The organism is Aeromonas popoffii, assembly GCF_000820025.1.
GTDB lineage: Bacteria > Pseudomonadota > Gammaproteobacteria > Enterobacterales > Aeromonadaceae > Aeromonas > Aeromonas popoffii.
Genome location: NZ_CDBI01000019.1, coordinates 1 through 18,154 on the forward strand (window position 1 = coordinate 1; position 18,154 = coordinate 18,154).

Here is an 18,154-nt window from a genome sequence, read left to right on the forward strand (position 1 = left end):
CCTTGTAGCGAATGAACGAATTACTTACATCAGCTTTCTCAGATTGAAGAATTTGCCTGGCGGCCATAGCGCCGTGGAACCACCTGATCCCATGCCGAACTCAGAAGTGAAACGCGGTAGCGCCGATGGTAGTGTGGCATTCGCCATGCGAGAGTAGGACACTGCCAGGCACCCAACATTGAAAGCCCGCTCAGATGAGCGGGCTTTTTTATTGCTTAAAATCAGTAATTTATAAGCTATAAAATAGCTTATTCCCTTCTTCATTGACCCTGACTGGCACAGGGTAGCTCCATATTGGCCACCCCATCTTCCAGCTGGATATCGATCTTGAAGCCAAGACGCTTGGCCAGATTGATCATGCCGCGATTGCTGGGCATGGTCATGCCGGATAGCTGACCAATGCCCCGCTCTTTGGCGTAGCGCACTATCTTCTCCATCATCAGCTTGCCGAGCCCAAGTCCTTTCAGGTCGGAACGTACCAGAATGGCAAACTCTGCATCGGATTGATCCGGGTTGGAAATAGCCCTTACCACCCCGAGGATCTGCTGGCTGAAGACCCCGTCCTGTCCGATGGCTACGAAGGCCATCTCCCGGTCGTAATCGATCTGGGTCATGCGGGCCAGCTCTTCGTGACCCAGTTCACCCACATCGGCAAAGAAGCGCTTGTACCTGTCTTCATCAGATACCTTGAGCACAAACTGCTTATGTGCGGGTTCATCCTCAGGCCGGATCGGGCGCAGCAGCACATGACTCTGATCCTTGAGCCAGGCTCCCTCTTCCAGTTCGGTGGGATAGGGGCGTATGGCTAGCGTATTACGTCCCTGCACCACAGGCATCAGCGTCAGGCTGGCATCCAGAATGACCATCTCGGCCCCACATGCCTGCAACGGATGCAGGTCCAGCTCCTGGATCTCGGGGAAGGCCAGCAGCAGCTCTGACAGCTGGCACAGCACTTGACCCAGTGCATCGATATCGAGTTTTTCGGGTGTAGCTTGCTCGCGGATCTTGCGACTCTTGAGGGCACCTATGATCTGGTAGCGTGCCAGCGCCTGGTTCAACGGCGGGAGTGCGGCCACCATCTCTTGCGGCTCGGCCCCCGACTCACCGAGCAGGATAACGGGGCCGAAGACAGGATCCTGTTGCAGGCGGATCCTCAGCTCCAGACCGCCGCTGCGGCGAGCCATCCGTTGTACCAGCAACCCTTCGATACGTGCCCCCGGGTCGTGTTGCCTCACCCTGTCGAGAATGGCATCCGCTGCCTGGGCGACTTCGGCCGAGGTGCGCAGGTTCAGCATGACGCCGTGCACTGCAGACTTGTGGGTAATATCCGGTGAGCGCAGTTTGACCGCGACGGGATAGCCAATCTGCTCTGCGGTCAGGGTGGCCTCGATGGCATCGGAGACGATCCAGGTCGGCAGAGTAGAGAGCCCGGCGGCTTGCAGTATGGGGTGAACAAGGTGGGTATCAAGCGTGAGCTGCTTGCGCTCCAGCGCTTGGCGGATCAACTGCTGACATAGCTCGACGTTGAGCTTGTCGCCCTGCAGGGAGGCGGGCGTTTCCATCAGCTGCTTCTGGTTGCGGCGGTATTCCACCATGTGCATGAAGGCGGCGACGGCGCTCTCCGGGGTACGATAGGTCGGAAATCCAGCCTCGCTGAACAGACGACGCCCCTCTTGCGCCGAGTATTCTCCTGCCCAGTTGGTCAGTATATTGAAGCGCCTGGCCCTGGGATGTTGTTTGACGTAGTCGATCAGGCTGCGGGCCAGCGCGGCCCCGCGCGCTGTGAGAGAGGGGGCGTGAATGAGCAGGATGGCGTCGGCGTTATCCCCTTGCAGCAGGGTCTCCAGCGCCTGCTGATAGGCGGCAATATCGGCATCACTGCCGATGTCCCGTGGTGGCATGGCCAGTTTGCCGCCCCGCTCCAGCAGCACGTCGACCGCCATGTTGGCCAGTCCACGGCCATTGGAAATGATGGCCAGTCTTTCCCCCTTGAGCGTCAGAGAGTGGCTCAAGGTTTCGACTGCGGCAAAAAGCTCGTGGGTATCTCGCACCCGCAGCATGCCTGCGCGCCGAATGGCTGCATCGTAGACATTGTCGAGGCCATTGGCCGGATCGTGGCGACCGCTCTTGAGTACCAGAATGGGTTTGTTGCGTGAGGCCGCCCGCGCTGCCGAGAGGAAGTGGCGGGCGTCGTGCAGCTTGTCCATGTAGAGCAGGACGGCGCGAGTGGTTCCATCGCGGGAGAGCTGATCCAGCAGTTGGCCGAAGTCGATGTCACAGTGATCGCCGAGGGAGATAAAGGCGGAGAAACCCAGCTCATGTTGCTTGGCCCAGTCCAGAATGGTGGTGCTGACGGCGGCTGACTGGGAGAGAAACGCAACCTGGCCAGGTTTGGCTGCGATGGGGGAAAAGCTTGCGTTGATGCCCTGACCCGGCAACAGCATGCCCATGCTGTTGGGGCCGAGCAAGCGAATGTCGTATTGGCGACTCAGCTGTTGAAGCTGTGTTCTCTCCTGCATGGAGAAGTCGGCAGCCAGTATGATGGCCGCTCCGGCGCCTTTCTTGCCCAACTCTTCGATGAGTGGCAGTACCCGTTCGCGTTTGGTACATATGATGGCGAGATCGGGGGAGAGCGGCAGGCTGCTGATATCGGGATAGGCCAGTACGCCGGCGATGGCCTTGCTGTGCGGGCTGACCGGCAGTATGGGGCCCTTAAACTGGCCCGCGAGCAGGTGTCTGATGACCACATGACCCGCCTTCTGCGGGTCGGTCGAGGCACCGATGACGGCGATTGACTGGGGTTTGAAGAGCCGATCTAGGCCGCTTGGTTTCATGGGCACTCCCGTGGGTGGCGGATGGTGCCAGTGTAATACGCTTTGACTGCCTGTTCTGTGACCGGTTGCGGATCACTGTTTGGTGAGGGCACTGGCTCGCAGATAAAACTTCATCTTGCCCTGGATCTGACGCACCGCCGCCATATGGCGTTCCTGCAGATAGATGTCCTGCTCTTGATCCAGCGAGGTCTGCGGTACACCCATGCTCTGCAGGTACTCTTCAAACAGCTGTGAGCTGTTGATTTCGATCAGATGACGCATCATGGCGAGGCTCCTTCCATTCAGGTTGAACGTAGATTCTAGCCTGTGACCAGCGTCTCGTTATGACCATTGTCAGATTTGACACGAAGCAGCTCACACATCTGCGGGGGAGTGCTCTGGTTGTCGGGCCCGGAACCTGCTGCGGGATCATCCTCATCCGGCAAGGGGATGAGGGGCGTTTTGCCAGGGTTCACCCCTTGACTGACTGGCATTACCCCGGGCTCACCATAGGTCAGCGCCGCTACCTGCCTGCTCAAGACGAACGATCCCAGGATTGTAGTCGGCAGTTTGTAGGAGGCTTTGTTCAACATGCTGTGCAAGCAGCGTGCGTGACTTAATCGGAGCACAAGCCGTATCCGGATTTGAATATCGAGCCTCATCTGGTGTTTCGTTATCCGCTGGCGCTGCTGTTTTTTATCTTGCCCAAATATCCCGAGCTGGCACAACACATTGAGCTCGGGTTGCAGCGGGCGTGCCAATCGGGTGTGTTCGAGCGTTTTGTTGAGGAGGGGGTTGGCAGTACTATTCATCGGCTGAAGCTGGATAACCCGGATCTTCCCGCCAACTGCTGCGCCATGATGGCCGACGTGGTTAGCTCGTCAGCGCAGTGACCCCTGGCCGCGCGCGGTATCCCAGAAGGCGCGGATTAGCGGCTCTTCCAGCCGCTTCTTGAGTACGGCGATGCCGACATCGAACGGCTTGAGCGCCGGTCTGGGCTCGACTATGCGCACTTTCTCCCCCATGGGGCTGTGATCGATCACGGCAGCAGGCACCAGCCCGACGCCAAAACCGAGCGCCACCATGGCGACTATCCCCTCGTTGCCCGCCACCTCGGCATAGATGTTGGGGGCGATGCCCTTGTTGCGAAACCACTGGTCACATCGCTTTCGCGCCAGACCCTGCTCGGAGAGGATCAGCGGCAGCCGCTCCCAGTCGGGCTCTCCCTGCAAGAACCACTGGTTGGGTTGAGGCGGGTTGCGTGGAGCGATGAACACCAACGGTACCTGTTGCAGGCTAGCAAATTCCAGCTTGGCGGAGAGCGCATCCGGCCGCGCGGCGATGGCCAGATCGGCTTCGTCGGCCAGGATCCTGTCCACTGCCAGCGCCGGGTCGCCAGTCTCCAGCTTGATCTCCAGCTGGGGATAGCGGCGACGAAAGCGCTCCAGTACCTCGGGCAGCAGAAAGTAGCTTGCGGTGACCGAGCAGAACACCCGCAGCCGCCCCTGCAGCGGTTCGTCGCTGCGTTTGAGCTCTTGCTTGAGCTGACGCCACTCCTGCAACAGGCCACCGCCAAACTCACGCAGCTTCTCGCCCGCCGAGGTGAGTCGTACCGAACGGTTGTCCCGTTCGAACAGCACGCAGCCAGTCTCCTGCTCCAGTCGCTGGATGGCACGGCTCAGGGTGGAGGGACTGACCGCCATGGCATCGGCGCTTTTGCCGAAGTGAAGGGAGTCGGCGAGGTGGAGAAACAGCTCGAGATTGCGAAGGTCCATTTTTCAATTCCTGCTGCGGCGCGCTTGCTGACTTGGGATGACACTGCGTGATATTACCAAAAATCATCTTTCAATTCTTGCAACATACTGTTTCGAATATATCAGTTCAGGCAATAAGTGTCCCGCGCTATAGTGGTTCAGACAACGCCGCTACCCGGCATGGAATCAATCGAACGGAGCAATCACCATGGCTAACTATTTCAACACCTTGAACCTGCGTCAGCAGTTGGCCCAACTGGGCAAGTGTCGTTTCATGCAGCGGGCGGAATTCGCCGACGGTTGCGACGTGCTGAAGGGCAAGAAGGTGGTGATTGTGGGCTGTGGTGCCCAGGGGCTGAACCAGGGTCTGAACATGCGTGACTCCGGGCTGGATATCTCCTACGCCCTGCGCAAGGCCGCCATCACCGAGAAGCGCGCATCCTGGCAGAAAGCCACCGACAACGGCTTCGCGGTCGGCACTTATGAAGAGCTGATCCCGACCGCCGATCTGGTATTGAACCTGACCCCGGACAAGCAGCACTCCGATGTAGTGAAAACCGTGATGCCGCTGATGAAGCAGGGCGCCGCGCTGGGCTACTCCCACGGCTTCAACGTGGTGGAAGAGGGTCAGCAGATCCGCGCCGACATCACAGTCGTGATGGTGGCACCCAAGTGCCCGGGTACCGAAGTGCGTGAAGAGTACAAGCGTGGCTTCGGTGTGCCGACCCTGATCGCCGTTCACCCGGAGAACGATCCCAAGGGTGAAGGTATGGCCATCGCCAAGGCATGGGCCTCTGCTACTGGCGGCGACCGTGCCGGGGTGCTGGAATCCTCCTTCGTGGCGGAAGTGAAATCTGACCTGATGGGCGAGCAGACCATCCTCTGCGGCATGCTGCAGGCCGGTTCCCTGCTCTGCTACGACAAACTGGTTGCCGAAGGGACCGACAAGGCTTATGCCGGCAAGCTGATCCAGTTCGGCTGGGAGACCATCACCGAAGCCCTGAAGCAGGGTGGCATCAGCCTGATGATGGACCGCCTCTCCAACCCGGCCAAGCTGCGCGCCTTCGAGCTTTCCGAGCAACTGCGCACCCTGATGCGGCCGCTGTTCGAGAAGCACATGGACGACATCATCGCCGGTGAGTTCTCTCGCGGCATGATGGCCGACTGGGCTGAAGATGACGTCAAACTGTTCACCTGGCGCGAAGAGACCGGCAAGTCTGCCTTCGAAAATGCCCCGGCGTTCGCTGGCAAGATTGCCGAGCAGGAGTATTTCGACAATGGCGTGGTGATGGTGGCCATGGTCAAGGCGGGTGTCGAGCTGGCGTTCGAAACCATGGTGGCTTCCGGTATCTACGAGGAGTCTGCCTACTACGAATCCCTGCACGAGCTGCCGCTGATCGCCAACACAGTTGCTCGCAAGCGTCTGTACGAGATGAACGTGGTCATCTCCGATACCGCCGAGTACGGTAACTACCTGTTCGCCAACGCCGCTGTACCGTTGCTGCGTGAGCACTTCATGCCGACCCTGAAAGCGGGCGATCTGGGTGCCAGCAAGGCGGAAGGGCAGAGCGTTGATAACCTGGCGCTGCTGGCGGCCAACGAGGCGACCCGCAACCATCCGATCGAAAAAATCGGTCAGGTACTGCGTGGTTACATGAAGGACATGAAGCGTATCGCCGTCGGCGGTTAAGCCTGCATCGGGCAGGGTGATGAAGGGACGGGGATGACGATCCCCGTCGCCGGTCGGACTGGACACCCGACCGGCCAGCCAGAAAAATCAGCCCGACCCGACATAAAAAAGCCCCGCTCATCGAGCGGGGCTTTTGCATTCAGAAAGGTGGGATAAATCAGGCTTTCCACGCTTTCCAGGTGTTGATCAGACCGTTGGTGGAGCCGTCGTGGCTGGTGACAGCCTCGGCGGTGTTGAGCTCCGGCAGGATCTTGTTGGCCAGCTGTTTGCCCAGCTCCACGCCCCACTGATCGAAGCTGAAGATGTTCCAGATTGCGCCCTGTACGAAGATCTTGTGCTCGTACATGGCGATCAGGGCACCCAGGGTTTTCGGGGTCAGGCTCTTGAACAGGATGGAGTTAGTCGGGCGGTTGCCTTCGAACACCTTGAACGGCACCAGATCCTTGACCTGCTCCAGAGTTTTGCCAGCCGCCAGGAACTCGGCTTCGACCTGTTCTTTGCTCTTGCCGAAGGCCAGCGCCTCGGTCTGGGCGAAGAAGTTGGCCAGCAGTTTCGGGTGGTGGTCACCGATCGGGTTGTGGCTGATGGCTGGCGCCAGGAAGTCACAGGGGATCAGCTTGGTGCCCTGATGGATCAGCTGGTAGAAGGCGTGCTGGCCGTTGGTGCCCGGTTCACCCCAGATGATGGGGCCAGTCTGGTAGTCAACCGGCTTGCCGTTGCGATCCACGTACTTGCCGTTGGACTCCATGTTGCCCTGCTGGAAGTAGGCAGGGAAGCGGTGCATGTACTGATCGTACGGCAGAATGGCTTCGGACTCGGCACCATGGAAGTTGTTGTACCACAGGCCAATCAGCGCCAGCAGCACCGGCACGTTCTGCTCATAGGAGGCAGTGGCAAAGTGCATATCCATCTCGAAGGCGCCTTGCAGCAGGGCTTCGAAGTGCTCGAAACCGACGGAGAGGGCGATGGGCATACCGATGGCAGACCAGGAGGAGTAACGGCCGCCAACCCAGTCCCAGAACTCGAACATGTTGTTGGTGTCGATGCCGAACTCGGCCACGGCCTTGCCATTGGTAGAGAGCGCAGCGAAGTGCTTGGCAACGTGGGCCTTGTCACCGGCGATCTTGATGAACCAGTCGCGGGCGGTCAGGGCGTTGGTCATGGTCTCCTGAGTGGTGAAAGTCTTGGAGGCCACCAGGAACAGGGTGGTTTCCGGATCAATCTCTTTGAGCGTCTCGGCGATGTGGGTGCCATCGACGTTGGAGACGAAGTGCATCTGCAGGTGGTTTTTATAGGGGCGCAGCGCCTCGGTGATCATCACCGGGCCCAGATCAGAGCCACCGATACCGATGTTGACCACGTGCTGGATCGCCTTGCCGGTGTAGCCTTTCCACTCGCCTCCGATTACCTTCTCGCAGAAGCCCTTCATCTTGGCCAGTACGGCGTTCACTTCCGGCATCACATCCTTGCCGTCGCACTCGATGGGGCGGTCGGATCGGTTGCGCAGGGCCACGTGCAGTACGGAGCGGCCCTCGGTCATGTTGATCTTGTCGCCATTGAACATGGCATCGATCGCGCTGCGAAGATCGGTCTCTTTGGCCAGATCAACCAGTAATTTGAGGGTTTCCTCGGTGATCAGGTTTTTTGAGTAGTCAACCAGGATATCGCCGCCAAAGGTGAGGGAGAACTTGTCGAAGCGCTTCGGGTCCTGCGCGAACAGATCCTTGAGTCGAGTCTCTTTGTTAGCTGAAAAATGGGCTTCCAGCGCCTGCCAGGCCTGGGTCTGGGTTGGATTGATGTTTTTCATAGGATTACCGATCTTCCTAGTTGTGTTTGAACCTTGCAGGCAAGGCTCCCGCCAAACCTTATTATTCGAACATTATACCGAGCACGGCGTGCGGCCCGTGTAACAGAGCTTTACCAATTGTCTGCCATCGAAGGAGTTTACAACCAAAACGCTGCGATTATGAGTCACTCATGACCAGGGGATCTTGAGTTTGCTCATACTTCACCCGGCTTGTACGGGTTGAAAGGGCTTTCATCGATGGTTGGCCGCAGCTTGCTGCCTGGCAAGTGAGTGTTACAGCTAAAGGGGTATTTGATCGCCGCCTTTTGGCTCATTTTATGAGCAAGCGCAAATTGTCGGGGGTGGGCCTTGGCTAGTATAGGAGCCGAATGGATTAGATCTCCCAGGGATGGCCACAGTCTGGAATAAGGAGATCGATATGAAACACCTGTTATGCCTGTTTGCCCTGAGCCTGCTTGCCACTGGCTTCATCGGCCTGTTGACCATGGTGCTGACCAGTGCGGCGCCAACCCTGGAGATAAGGGTGCTGGCCGTGATGGGTGCCGTACTGGGGGGTTATGTGCTGGTGCAGCCGTTGCTTAACCGGGTCGCTCGTCGACTGGTCTGAGGGAACTGCCTGCCCTATGGATGGGCGTGCTGGCCATGGTGACAACGGCGCAAGATCCGGCCCGGGTGGCCGGATTTTTTATGCCTGCGCCGTGCACATGAGGCCCATAAACAACCATGCCAGCGCTAAGGCTGGCATGGTTGTACTCAGGGCCTGCTTCAGGCCTGGGGTTTTTGCATGTGCATGACCATCTGCGGGAAGGGGATCTCGACACCCTCGGCGTCGAAAGTCAGCTTCACCTTCTCGTGAAAGTCGAACCAGACACCCCAGTAATCGGCGGTTTTCACCCAGGGACGCACCACGATATTGACCGAGGAGTCGGCCAGGGCTGCGACGGCTATGGTGGCGGCAGGATCTTTCAGGATGCGCGGCTCTTCATGCACCAGGCGCTCGAGGATCTGCTTGGCCTTGCGCAGATCCGAGCCGTAGCCGATGCCGAAGGTCATGTCGATGCGACGGGTGTCCATGCGAGAGTAGTTGACTATGGTGCCGTTCAGGATGGCGGCGTTGGGTACCACTACCATCTTGTTGTCACCCGAGGTGAGGGTGGTGGTGAACAGCTGTACCGACTGCACTACGCCCGCAGTACCCGCCACTTCGATGAACTCACCCGCCTTGATGGGGCGGAAGATGATCAGCAGGAAACCGGCGGCGAAGTTGGAGAGCGAGCCTTGCAGCGCCAGACCGATGGCCAGACCGGCGGCACCTATGATGGCAATGAAGGAGGCGGTCTGTACCCCGACCCGACCCAAAGCAGCGATCACCACGAACACCAGTATGGTGTACTTGAGTATGCTGCCGACGAAATGGGTGATGGTGGTGTCCAGCTTGCGGGCCTGCATCATCTTGACCACTGCGCTGCTGATGATGTTGGCGGCGATGTAACCGACCAGCAGGGTGACCAGGGCGGCCGCCATGTTGACGGCATAATCGATCAGCCGGTCCTGGTTATTGACCAGCCAGGTATGCGCTTCGGTAATGATTTCGGGTTCCATAGGATGTCCTGTCAGGCAGTAAAGGTTTATAACGCATGAATCTAACACTGGAATGCGACAATCCGGGTCGCATCTGGTGCTCACCCCTCTTTTTTGCCACAAAAAACAAGGGAGGCCAAGGCCTCCCTGTTTGCACCAACCTGTCTGGATCAGCTTTGCAATAACTGGCTGCGGATGAACAGCCACTGATCCTCGAAGCCTGCAGTGGGCTTGAGTTTGAACTCGGAGCGGACGCATTGGCCGATCCGCCCCTCTGGTTCAGCTTTGTAGCAGCTGGCTGCGGATGAACAACCACTGATCCTCGCAGCCTGCAGTGGGCTTGAGTTTTAACTCGGAGCGGACGCATTGGCCGATCCGCCCCCTCTGGTTCAGCTTTGTAGCAGCTGGCTGCGGATGAACAACCACTGATCCTCGAAGCCGGCGGTGGGCTTGAGTTTGAACTCGGAGCGGACAAACTGGCTGATGCGTCCCTCGGTATAGGCCAGCAGCAGATTGGCCAGCATGGTCTCGTCGAGCTGGAAGCCCTGACCTTCCCGCAGCCGCTTTTCCCGCAATACCTGCTTGATCTGGGTCTCCAGCTTGTCGAACAAAATGCTGATGCGATCCCGCAGTCTATCGTGCTCACCCAGCAGGGCGTCGCCGTTGAGGATTCGGGTGATGCCGGGGTTGCGCTCGGCGAACACCAGCAGCAGTTGAAGGATATGATGGCAGCGGGCCATGGTGTCCTTCTCTTCGGCCATGATCAGGTTGACCCGTGACAGCAGGGAATCCTCGATAAAGTCGATCAGCCCCTCGAACATCCGCGCCTTGCTGGGAAAATGTCGATAGAGGGCTGCCTCAGAGACACCCACCTCGGCCGCCAGACGTGCCGTGGTGATACGCTGGCCAGGGCTGGTTTCCAGCATATGGGCGAGTGCTTGCAGGATCTGATCGCGCCGACTCTGTTTCTGATTACTGCTTGCCATGGATTCCCCTAAAAAAACAATGGCTTGATTCTATTATCAGGCACAGGCCAAAGGGCCGGTGTGGTCTGTTATTGGCGACCAGAAGAACCAAAACCGCCTTCACCCCGTTCACTCTGATTGAACTCATCGACCAGTTGGAAGCTGGCCTGAACCACCGGCATGATCACCAGCTGGGCGATGCGCTCGCCGGGTTGCATGGTGAAGCTATCGTTGCCACGGTTCCAGACCGAGACCATCAGCTGGCCCTGGTAATCGGAATCGATGAGGCCCACCAGGTTGCCCAGCACTATGCCGTGCTTATGGCCGAGGCCGGAGCGGGGCAAAATGGTGGCACACAGAGCCGGATCCTGAATGTGGATGGCCAGACCGGTCGGTACCAGTGTGGTATCGCCCGGTGCCAAGGTGATGGGCGCATCCAGCAGGGCGCGCAGGTCCATACCGGCAGAGCCCGGTGTGGCATAGGCAGGCAGCGGGTACTCGGTGCCGATGCGGGCATCCAGAATCTTCAATTCAATTTGTGTTGTCATGGATAGTTCGTTTTTCAATGAGTTCTTGTGTGGAGACCCAGCATGTTCAGTGCGGTCTGTGTCGTCGTGAATCGTTCGCCTGCCGGATGTTAGCCTCGGTAGTGGCGTGCAATCAGGGCGATGAGGTGACGGGCCAGCGTCAGCTTATCGGCCAGCGGCAAAGGGGCTTGCCCCCCTTGCCAGAAGACGGTCAGGGCATTGTCATCGGCATTGAAGCCCTGACCCGCGCGGGACACGTCGTTGGCGGCGATCATGTCCAGCCGCTTACGCTGCAGTTTATCGAGGGCGTATTGTTCCACATCCACGGTTTCGGCGGCAAATCCGACGGTGAAGGGCTTTTCTGACAGTGCTCCTACGGCGGCGATGATGTCTGGATTTTTGACCAGGGTCAGCACCATCTGGTCGTTGTCGCCGGTCTTCTTGATCTTCTGGTCGGCGATCTGCTCGGGGCGATAGTCGGCCACGGCGGCGCACCCAATGAAGAGATCGCAGCTGGCCACACGGTTCATCACCGCCTGATGCATCTGCTCGGCGCTTTCCACATCGACTCGCGCTACTCCGCTCGGTGTCGACAGGGCGACCGGGCCGCTCACCAGCGTCACCTCGGCACCCGCCTCACGGGCAGCGCGGGCGATGGCGTAGCCCATCTTGCCGGAACTGTGGTTGCTGATGTAGCGCACCGGATCCAGTGCCTCGCGGGTTGGTCCTGCGGTGAGCAGCAGCCTGACGCCCGCCAGCAGTGGCTCGGTGGCCAGTTGCTGGCAGCTGCGCTCCACCAGCTCCAAGGGATCCAGCATCCGGCCCGGGCCCACGTCGCCACAGGCCTGGCTGCCAGAATCTGGCCCCCACAGCAGGATACCGCGGCTGGCCAGGGTCTTGAGGTTGGCCTGAGTGGCAGCGTTAAGATACATCTGCTGGTTCATGGCGGGGGCCAGTGCCACCGGTGCCGGTGTCGCCAGACAGAGGGTGGTCAGCAGCTCGTCAGCCATGCCAGCGGCCATGCGGGCCATCAGGTTGGCGCTGGCCGGGGCGATCAGTACCAAATCCGCCCACTTGGCCAGCTCGATATGGCCCATGCCCGCTTCGGCGGCAGGATCCAGCAGGCTGTCTGCCACCGGATGGCCGGAGACGGCTTGCAGGGTCAGCGGCGTGATGAACTCCTTGGCGGAGCGGGTCATCACCACCCTTACCTCGGCTCCCTGATCTTTCAGGCGGCGTACCAGTTCGGCACTCTTGTAGGCGGCGATCCCGCCACTGACACCCAACAGGATGCGTTTATCGGCCAATCTCATCTGCTGCTTCTCTTCCGGCTCACTCTGACTGGTCGGCTAAGATACCACAGGCAAGGGATGACGACAGAGGCTGACATGAGGGACTTGTGGTCGGGGGCGTGCAATTTTTTGCTATGTTTTTTCTCAACAGGGATGAGGGAGAGACAAATGAGCATCAAGGAGTGGCCGGAAGATGAACGACCCCGAGAGAAGCTGTTGCGCCAGGGGCCCGGCACCTTGTCCGATGCCGAGTTGCTGGCCATCTTTCTGCGCACCGGCGTTAATGGACTGAGCGCGGTGGATCTCTCGCGCAAGCTTTTGAATCAATTCGGCTCTTTGCGCAGCTTGCTGGGGGCGGATCAGCGGGCATTTTGCGAGGCGCATGGCCTGGGCCCTGCCAAATATGCCCAGCTGCAGGCGGTGCTGGAGATGGGCAAGCGTCATCTGGCCGAACAGCTGCAACGGGGCGATGCGCTCACCTCGCCCCAGCTGACCCGGGACTATCTGCAGGCCCAGCTGCGGGATCGGCCGCGAGAGGTGTTCGCCTTGTTGCTGCTGGACAACCAGCACAGAGTGATTCAATTCGTTGAACTTTTTTACGGAACCCTCGACTCGGCGAGCGTCTGGCCCAGAGAAATCGTGCAGATCGCGCTCAAACATAATGCAGCCGCCGTGATTCTGGCGCATAATCACCCGTCCGGCGTGGCCGAGCCCAGTCGGGCCGACCGCCAGATCACGGATCGGATCTTGGCCGCCTTGGCCCTGATCGATATCAGAGTGCTGGATCACTTGGTGATCGGTGATGGCATCACGGTTTCTTTTGCAGAGCGTGGTTGGTTGTAACTGGCTCTGGCACTGTATTAGTTGATCTTTGATCACGGATGCTGTATAAAATGCCGCCTTCTGTTTGCCCCGCAATCGAAGGCCAGCGGGGCAGATATTTGCTCGAGCAATGAAGTAAGATTTGGAGAGACTGACATGTCTAGAGTATGCCAAGTAACCGGCAAGCGCCCGGCAGTTGGTAACAACCGTTCGCACGCTAACAACGCTACCAAGCGTCGTTTCCTGCCGAACCTGCACACTCACCGTTTTTGGGTTGAGGGTGAAAAACGCTTCGTAAGTCTGCGCGTATCCGCAAAAGGCATGCGTATCATCGACAAGCGTGGCGTTGAAGTGGTTCTGGCTGAACTGCGCGCCAGCGGTGTTAAGGTATAAGGAATTAGATCATGGCTAAAGGTATTCGCGAGAAAATTCGTCTGAACTCCAGCGCCGGTACTGGTCACTTCTATACCACTACCAAGAACAAGCGCACCATGCCCGAAAAAATGGAGATCAAAAAGTTTGATCCCGTTGTTCGTCAGCATGTGATCTACAAAGAAGGCAAAATCAAGTAATCTCTTGGTTTTGTCTCAAAAACCCGGCCTTGTGCCGGGTTTTTTTATGGCTGGAATTCAGTACACTGCCGGTTCGAAGGGAGGCTTGCCATGTTCAGATTGAGCCGCAAAGGCTGGAATAACGTGATCATAGTGGCCGTACTGGCGGTGATCACTCTGCTGCACCGGTTGGAGACAGCCCAGCAGGAGAACAGCGCACAGCGTGCCCGTCCCCTGCTGCCGGACAGCGCCGTTGTGCTCACCTGGCAGGGACCTAGCTGGCAGATCGAGCGCATCGGTCAGGGCTGGCGCAGCGGGCCGGATCTGGGGCTTAGCAGTGCCCAGCTGGCCGCTCACATCGAAGAGTGGCAGGGGTGGCTATTGCCACCGGGTGGTGCAGTGCGGGGGGCGCCGGTCACCCTCAAGATATGGATCGCCGGTCAGAGCGATCCGATAGAAGTGGGGCTCTATCAGGACAGTGGCCAGTTTGCCGCTCTGCTGCCTCCATCGACCTGGCTCAGCCTGAGTCAGGAGCAGTACCGCAGCTTGTTGCGTCCCACCCCCTAATCCATTTTCGAGCGAGAGGACCCTATGCCTGAATTACCGGAAGTCGAAGTCAGCCGCCAGGGCATCTCTCCCTGGCTCACCGGCATCAAGGTCACTCGTGTCGTGGTGCGGGATGGTCGGTTGCGCTGGCCGGTGCCGGGCGAAATCCAGGAGCTGGTGGATCTCACCATCCACAGGGTCGGCCGCCGAGCCAAGTACCTGCTGCTGGAGACCGACTTTGGCACCGCCATCCTGCACCTGGGTATGTCGGGCAGTCTGCGGGTGCTGGATATCGGCACCCCGGCCGAGAAACACGATCACGTGGACATAGAGCTCGCTAACGGCAAGCTGCTGCGGCTCAATGATCCGCGCCGCTTCGGGGCCCTGCTGTGGACCCGTGAACCGGCTGAGGCACACGCCCTGCTGGCCAAGCTGGGGCCGGAACCGCTGACCCAGGCCTTCAGCGCCGACTATCTGCAGGGGCGCGCCAAGGGTCGCAGCACCGCCATCAAGACTTTCCTGATGGATAATCATGTGGTGGTCGGGGTTGGCAACATCTACGCCAACGAGGCGCTCTATGCCGCTGGTATTCATCCCAAGCGGGCGGCGGGCAACATCAGTGCCGAGCGGCTGGCGACTCTGGTGGGCGAGATCAAGCGGGTGCTGGCCGAGGCCATCAAGCAGGGCGGCACCACCCTCAAGGATTTCACCAGCGCTGATGGCAAGCCGGGCTATTTCGTGCAGCAGTTGCAGGTCTATGGGCGGGGTGGTCAGCCCTGTTTTCATTGTCACACTCTGCTCAGTGAAATCCGGCTAGGGCAGAGAACCACGGTGTTTTGCTCCCACTGCCAGCGCTGAATGACCGTTATTTTGGCCTGAAACGGCCAAGTTGTAAGAGAGTATTTCCAGTCTGTTGAAGATATGCGCACCCGTCACTAGTATCTCGACCGTTCAGGCAGTTTGAGAAAATAAAATGACAGCTAAATCAATAGACTGGGATCATTTATCCCGGCATGGGCACTATTGTGCCCAAAAAATGGCCCGCTTCCTCTATCCCGATGACAGCGCCCGCAAGACCTTCAATCGCGCCAAGTTCGTGCTGCGCAGCCTGCTCTATCGGCAGCAGCTGAGCCGGGTATTCGAGCTGTTTCAGGCCGAACCCCTCAAGGCTCTGCCTGCCCACTATCCCGAGCTGCTCGACAAGCCGATGCGGCCCTACCGTTTTGCCAACTCTACTGCGACCGAACGGGCCGAGATGCTGGAAAACCACTACCGGCTGCTGCTGGCCCATTATCCGGCGCTGATCGATCCGCTCTATCTGGGGGAAGGCATAGCGCTTGGTCACTATCCCGAGAGCGAGTGCCGCATCGTGCTGCGCCACGATGGCACCTTCCGGCGCGAGGCCGAGCTGGCGCTCTCCATCGTCGATCGACAGGGCAAGCGCCTCTACACCTGCGCCTTCTCGCTGGCGGGTACCCCCAATAAGCTGGCCCTGGTGATCGGTTCTGTGCAGGGGCCCGAGCCCTGCGTCGAGCAGGCGCAGGACAAGGTACGGGCGCTCACCAAGGAGGGTCAGGGCCTGAGGCCCAAGTCGCTGGTGGTGATGCTGGTGATGCTGCTGGCCGAGGCGATGGGGGCCGAGCATATCTCGGCGGTGCGGATGAAGGCGCACATCTACCAGGCCAGGCGCTACAGCAAGAAGAAGAAAGCCTGTCTGCAGGCGGATTATGACGAGCTTTGGCAGGAGTTTGGCGCTGTGGATCTGGATGACAACTTCGTGCGGTTGCAGCCTGCCCAGCGCAAACCGCTGGAGGAGGTCGCTTCCAAGAAGCGGGCCATGTACCGGCGTCGCTACGAGTGGCTCGACACGCTGGCGCTCTCCTGCCAGCAGATGCTGGCTCGCCAGGCCAGCTGATGGTCAATGCCTGCAAAGGCTGGCGGGATGCATGCGCTCCTCAAGAAACAGGCTACCTTCGGGCAGCCTGATTTTTTTGATCACTTGCCTTGCTTGGCGGCAATCGCCTTGGCGACGATCGGGTCGACGAACTGGCGGATATCGCCGCCATGCAGGGCGACCTCCTTCACCAGGGTCGAGGAGATGAAGGAGTTCTCCTCCGCCGGGGTGAGGAAGACGCTCTCCAGCTCCGGCATCAGGCGGCGGTTCATGTTGGCCAGCTGGAATTCGTACTCGAAGTCGGAGACGGCGCGCAGGCCACGGATCAGCACGTTGGCCTGCTGCTCCCTGGCGAAGTCCACCAGCAGGCCGGAGAAGCCAACCACCTTGACGTTGGGCAGGTGGGCGGTCACTTGCTGGGCAAGCAGGACACGTTCTGCCAGATCGAACAGCGGGCGCTTGCTCGGGCTGTTGGCAACGCCGACCACCACGTTATCAAACAGTTTGGCGGCCCGGCCAATGAGGTCGGTGTGGCCATTGGTGATGGGGTCGAAGGTGCCGGGATAAATTACCTTGTTGGTCATGCTGTTGATTCCTGCAACCTGGAAATTTGGTCGCATTATAGGGTCTGTTGGCGTTTTGTCGCGACCGGATGGGGTGAATGCCGGGGCGAAGCGCTAAGTTTGGTCGTTCAAATCGGTGTCGCCAGGCGTCTTCGCTTGAGAATAGCCCTGCATCAGGCAAGAATACCCGCACCGCGCATCAAGCCTCCTTGCATTGGTGACAGGGAGCAAAGGGATTTTTTATGAAACGTATTCTGGTAGTACGCAACGACAAGATTGGTGACTTCATGCTGGCCTGGCCGAGTTTTGCCATGCTCAAGCGTTCCATGGATTGTCATGTGACTGCCCTGGTTCCCGCCTACACGGCGCCGTTGGCCCGCCTCTGTCCCTGGATCGACGAGATCATTCTGGATCCGGGCTCACGGGCCGACAAGGAACAGCAACGTGCCTTGCAGGCGCGCATCAAGGCGGCCGCCTTTGATGCCTCCATCTGCCTCTTCTCCAACTCCCGTAATGCCATGCTGGTATGGAAGGCGCACATCCCTTACCGGTTGGCTCCTGCCACCAAGCTGGCCCAGGTGCTCTACAACCAGCGGCTGATCCAGCGTCGCTCCCGCTCCCAGAAACCGGAGTACGAATACAACCTGGATTTGGTGCGCCGCTTCCTCGCCGACCAGCAGGTGAGCGTGGTAGAGCCGCAGGGCCCTTACCTCAGTGTCGATCCCCTGCGCCTGCAGCAGGTGCGCGAGCAGGTCGCCACCCGATTAAAGCTGGATGCCAACCGCCCCTGGCTGATGGTACATGCCGGCAGCGGCGGCTCGGCCAACAACCTCTCCATCGAGCAGTACGCCCGCCTCATCATCAAGCTCAATCAGGCCTGCCCCGAGTTGCAGTGCATACTGACGGCGGGGCCGGGGGAGGAGAGGGTCGCCGAACAGCTGGCAGCCGAGCTGCTGGCCCACGGCGGCAACGGCTGGATCTACCGCTCTGACGAGGGGCTGCCCACGTTCTGCCAGGTGATGGCCAATGCCGCCCTGTTCGTGGCGGGCAGCACGGGGCCGTTGCATATAGCGGCGGCGCTGGATGTGCCCACTGTAGGGTTCTTCCCGGCGCACCGCTCGGCCACCCCGCTGCGCTGGCGTCCGCTCAACAGTGAGGGGCGCCACCTGGCGTTCAGCCCGCCGGAAGACAGCGATCATCCGCAAGACATGAGCCAGCTCGATCCCAAGACAATGGCGACGGCGATCGCTCGCTGGGCACCGCCCTTCTGGCGGACAGAGCGCTGACAGAGCGCTGACAGATGCAGACAGGGCCCCGAGGGGCCCTGTCTGCTCATGGGGGTTGGCTCG

Annotated in this window: 19 protein-coding genes, 1 rRNA gene and 1 pseudogene; 11 read left to right on the forward strand and 10 right to left on the reverse strand. The window is 59.5% G+C overall.

What is annotated here, in order from left to right:
- Positions 1 to 55: 55 nt before the first annotated feature.
- A 5S ribosomal RNA gene (rrf, locus tag BN1129_RS04615) occupies positions 56 to 170 on the forward strand.
- Positions 171 to 260: 90 nt separating this feature from the next.
- On the opposite strand, the gene BN1129_RS04620 is transcribed toward rrf, so the two are convergent.
- Positions 261 to 2,834, reverse strand: a complete 2,574-nt coding sequence (locus tag BN1129_RS04620; RefSeq protein ID WP_042034787.1) for a bifunctional acetate--CoA ligase family protein/GNAT family N-acetyltransferase — start codon at positions 2,832 to 2,834, stop codon at positions 261 to 263.
- Between the two features lie 72 nt (positions 2,835 to 2,906).
- Positions 2,907 to 3,098 carry a hypothetical protein gene (locus tag BN1129_RS04625; protein WP_042034788.1) on the reverse strand — a complete coding sequence of 64 codons (192 nt, stop codon included), beginning with the start codon at positions 3,096 to 3,098 and terminating at the stop codon, positions 2,907 to 2,909.
- A 143-nt stretch (positions 3,099 to 3,241) separates the two neighbouring features.
- Between BN1129_RS04625 and BN1129_RS24145 the strand changes: the two are divergent.
- A pseudogene (locus BN1129_RS24145) lies at positions 3,242 to 3,706 on the forward strand (hypothetical protein); the annotation flags it as partial.
- On the opposite strand, the gene ilvY reads toward BN1129_RS24145, so the two are convergent.
- Positions 3,695 to 4,588 carry an HTH-type transcriptional activator IlvY gene (gene ilvY, locus BN1129_RS04635; protein ID WP_042034789.1) on the reverse strand — a complete coding sequence of 298 codons (894 nt, stop codon included), beginning with the start codon at positions 4,586 to 4,588 and terminating at the stop codon, positions 3,695 to 3,697. The pseudogene BN1129_RS24145 and the gene ilvY sit on opposite strands and share 12 nt — an antisense overlap.
- Positions 4,589 to 4,775: 187 nt before the next feature.
- Here ilvY and ilvC point away from each other — a divergent pair, with 187 nt between their 5' ends.
- A complete protein-coding gene (gene ilvC / locus BN1129_RS04640; protein WP_042034790.1) occupies positions 4,776 to 6,257 on the forward strand; it encodes a ketol-acid reductoisomerase in 1,482 nt (493 codons plus the stop codon).
- Between the two features lie 157 nt (positions 6,258 to 6,414).
- Here ilvC and pgi read toward each other — a convergent pair whose 3' ends face one another.
- Complete coding sequence (gene pgi / locus BN1129_RS04645) at positions 6,415 to 8,064, reverse strand: glucose-6-phosphate isomerase (protein WP_042034791.1); 1,650 nt, start codon at positions 8,062 to 8,064, stop codon at positions 6,415 to 6,417.
- A gap of 418 nt (positions 8,065 to 8,482) precedes the next feature.
- On the opposite strand from pgi, the gene BN1129_RS04650 reads away from it, so the two are divergent.
- The gene (locus BN1129_RS04650) at positions 8,483 to 8,671 is read left to right on the forward strand and encodes a hypothetical protein (protein WP_042034792.1); all 189 of its coding nucleotides are present in this window, start codon (positions 8,483 to 8,485) and stop codon (positions 8,669 to 8,671) included.
- Between the two features lie 158 nt (positions 8,672 to 8,829).
- Here the strand turns inward: BN1129_RS04650 and BN1129_RS04655 are convergent, their stop codons facing one another.
- The 5 genes from BN1129_RS04655 to coaBC all read right to left on the reverse strand — a co-directional run bounded on the left by BN1129_RS04655 (position 8,830) and on the right by coaBC (position 12,450).
- Positions 8,830 to 9,666 (reverse strand): mechanosensitive ion channel domain-containing protein, encoded by an 837-nt coding sequence (locus BN1129_RS04655; protein ID WP_042034793.1) that lies wholly within the window; start codon positions 9,664 to 9,666, stop codon positions 8,830 to 8,832.
- A 149-nt stretch (positions 9,667 to 9,815) separates the two neighbouring features.
- On the reverse strand, positions 9,816 to 9,980 hold the full coding sequence (locus BN1129_RS24555) for a hypothetical protein (protein ID WP_375134777.1): 165 nt from the start codon (positions 9,978 to 9,980) through the stop codon (positions 9,816 to 9,818).
- 54 nt (positions 9,981 to 10,034) lie between these two features.
- Positions 10,035 to 10,631: a nucleoid occlusion factor SlmA gene (gene slmA / locus BN1129_RS04660; protein ID WP_005321293.1), complete on the reverse strand. Its 597-nt coding sequence runs from the start codon at positions 10,629 to 10,631 to the stop codon at positions 10,035 to 10,037.
- Between the two features lie 68 nt (positions 10,632 to 10,699).
- Positions 10,700 to 11,158: a dUTP diphosphatase gene (gene dut / locus BN1129_RS04665; RefSeq protein WP_042034795.1), complete on the reverse strand. Its 459-nt coding sequence runs from the start codon at positions 11,156 to 11,158 to the stop codon at positions 10,700 to 10,702.
- Positions 11,159 to 11,247: 89 nt separating this feature from the next.
- On the reverse strand, positions 11,248 to 12,450 hold the full coding sequence (coaBC, locus tag BN1129_RS04670; protein WP_042034796.1) for a bifunctional phosphopantothenoylcysteine decarboxylase/phosphopantothenate--cysteine ligase CoaBC: 1,203 nt from the start codon (positions 12,448 to 12,450) through the stop codon (positions 11,248 to 11,250).
- Positions 12,451 to 12,597: 147 nt separating this feature from the next.
- Between coaBC and radC the strand changes: the two genes are divergently transcribed.
- The 6 genes from radC (at position 12,598) to BN1129_RS04695 (ending at position 16,263) form a co-directional block, all read left to right on the forward strand.
- Positions 12,598 to 13,272, forward strand: a complete 675-nt coding sequence (gene radC / locus BN1129_RS04675) for a RadC family protein (RefSeq protein WP_042034797.1) — start codon at positions 12,598 to 12,600, stop codon at positions 13,270 to 13,272.
- Positions 13,273 to 13,407: 135 nt separating this feature from the next.
- Complete coding sequence (rpmB, locus tag BN1129_RS22200) at positions 13,408 to 13,644, forward strand: 50S ribosomal protein L28 (RefSeq protein WP_005321271.1); 237 nt, start codon at positions 13,408 to 13,410, stop codon at positions 13,642 to 13,644.
- 11 nt (positions 13,645 to 13,655) lie between these two features.
- The gene (gene rpmG, locus BN1129_RS04680) at positions 13,656 to 13,823 is read left to right on the forward strand and encodes a 50S ribosomal protein L33 (protein WP_005307500.1); all 168 of its coding nucleotides are present in this window, start codon (positions 13,656 to 13,658) and stop codon (positions 13,821 to 13,823) included.
- Between the two features lie 90 nt (positions 13,824 to 13,913).
- Positions 13,914 to 14,369 (forward strand): hypothetical protein, encoded by a 456-nt coding sequence (locus BN1129_RS04685; protein ID WP_042034798.1) that lies wholly within the window; start codon positions 13,914 to 13,916, stop codon positions 14,367 to 14,369.
- Positions 14,370 to 14,393: 24 nt separating this feature from the next.
- Complete coding sequence (gene mutM, locus BN1129_RS04690) at positions 14,394 to 15,206, forward strand: bifunctional DNA-formamidopyrimidine glycosylase/DNA-(apurinic or apyrimidinic site) lyase (protein ID WP_042034799.1); 813 nt, start codon at positions 14,394 to 14,396, stop codon at positions 15,204 to 15,206.
- Positions 15,207 to 15,384: 178 nt separating this feature from the next.
- Entirely contained in the window at positions 15,385 to 16,263 is an 879-nt protein-coding gene (locus BN1129_RS04695) for a VirK/YbjX family protein (RefSeq protein ID WP_042034800.1), read from the forward strand.
- Between the two features lie 80 nt (positions 16,264 to 16,343).
- On the opposite strand, the gene coaD is transcribed toward BN1129_RS04695, so the two are convergent.
- On the reverse strand, positions 16,344 to 16,826 hold the full coding sequence (coaD, locus tag BN1129_RS04700; RefSeq protein WP_042034801.1) for a pantetheine-phosphate adenylyltransferase: 483 nt from the start codon (positions 16,824 to 16,826) through the stop codon (positions 16,344 to 16,346).
- Positions 16,827 to 17,047: 221 nt separating this feature from the next.
- On the opposite strand from coaD, the gene BN1129_RS04705 reads away from it, so the two are divergent.
- Positions 17,048 to 18,091 carry a glycosyltransferase family 9 protein gene (locus tag BN1129_RS04705; RefSeq protein ID WP_042034802.1) on the forward strand — a complete coding sequence of 348 codons (1,044 nt, stop codon included), beginning with the start codon at positions 17,048 to 17,050 and terminating at the stop codon, positions 18,089 to 18,091.
- Positions 18,092 to 18,154: the final 63 nt, after the last annotated feature.

What these genes read in the sequence shown, in the direction of transcription:
- ilvY (WP_042034789.1), bottom strand. Translation starts at nt 4,588, where the DNA reads ATGGACCTTCGCAATCTCGAGCTGTTTCTCCACCTCGCCGACTCCCTT.
- coaBC (WP_042034796.1), bottom strand. Translation starts at nt 12,450, where the DNA reads ATGAGATTGGCCGATAAACGCATCCTGTTGGGTGTCAGTGGCGGGATC.
- slmA (WP_005321293.1), bottom strand. Translation starts at nt 10,631, where the DNA reads ATGGCAAGCAGTAATCAGAAACAGAGTCGGCGCGATCAGATCCTGCAA.
- pgi (WP_042034791.1), bottom strand. Translation starts at nt 8,064, where the DNA reads ATGAAAAACATCAATCCAACCCAGACCCAGGCCTGGCAGGCGCTGGAA.
- BN1129_RS04705 (WP_042034802.1), top strand. Translation starts at nt 17,048, where the DNA reads ATGAAACGTATTCTGGTAGTACGCAACGACAAGATTGGTGACTTCATG.
- coaD (WP_042034801.1), bottom strand. Translation starts at nt 16,826, where the DNA reads ATGACCAACAAGGTAATTTATCCCGGCACCTTCGACCCCATCACCAAT.
- BN1129_RS04625 (WP_042034788.1), bottom strand. Translation starts at nt 3,098, where the DNA reads ATGATGCGTCATCTGATCGAAATCAACAGCTCACAGCTGTTTGAAGAG.
- dut (WP_042034795.1), bottom strand. Translation starts at nt 11,158, where the DNA reads ATGACAACACAAATTGAATTGAAGATTCTGGATGCCCGCATCGGCACC.
- BN1129_RS04650 (WP_042034792.1), top strand. Translation starts at nt 8,483, where the DNA reads ATGAAACACCTGTTATGCCTGTTTGCCCTGAGCCTGCTTGCCACTGGC.
- rpmG (WP_005307500.1), top strand. Translation starts at nt 13,656, where the DNA reads ATGGCTAAAGGTATTCGCGAGAAAATTCGTCTGAACTCCAGCGCCGGT.
- BN1129_RS04695 (WP_042034800.1), top strand. Translation starts at nt 15,385, where the DNA reads ATGGCCCGCTTCCTCTATCCCGATGACAGCGCCCGCAAGACCTTCAAT.
- mutM (WP_042034799.1), top strand. Translation starts at nt 14,394, where the DNA reads ATGCCTGAATTACCGGAAGTCGAAGTCAGCCGCCAGGGCATCTCTCCC.
- BN1129_RS04655 (WP_042034793.1), bottom strand. Translation starts at nt 9,666, where the DNA reads ATGGAACCCGAAATCATTACCGAAGCGCATACCTGGCTGGTCAATAAC.
- radC (WP_042034797.1), top strand. Translation starts at nt 12,598, where the DNA reads ATGAGCATCAAGGAGTGGCCGGAAGATGAACGACCCCGAGAGAAGCTG.
- BN1129_RS04620 (WP_042034787.1), bottom strand. Translation starts at nt 2,834, where the DNA reads ATGAAACCAAGCGGCCTAGATCGGCTCTTCAAACCCCAGTCAATCGCC.
- rpmB (WP_005321271.1), top strand. Translation starts at nt 13,408, where the DNA reads ATGTCTAGAGTATGCCAAGTAACCGGCAAGCGCCCGGCAGTTGGTAAC.
- BN1129_RS04685 (WP_042034798.1), top strand. Translation starts at nt 13,914, where the DNA reads ATGTTCAGATTGAGCCGCAAAGGCTGGAATAACGTGATCATAGTGGCC.
- ilvC (WP_042034790.1), top strand. Translation starts at nt 4,776, where the DNA reads ATGGCTAACTATTTCAACACCTTGAACCTGCGTCAGCAGTTGGCCCAA.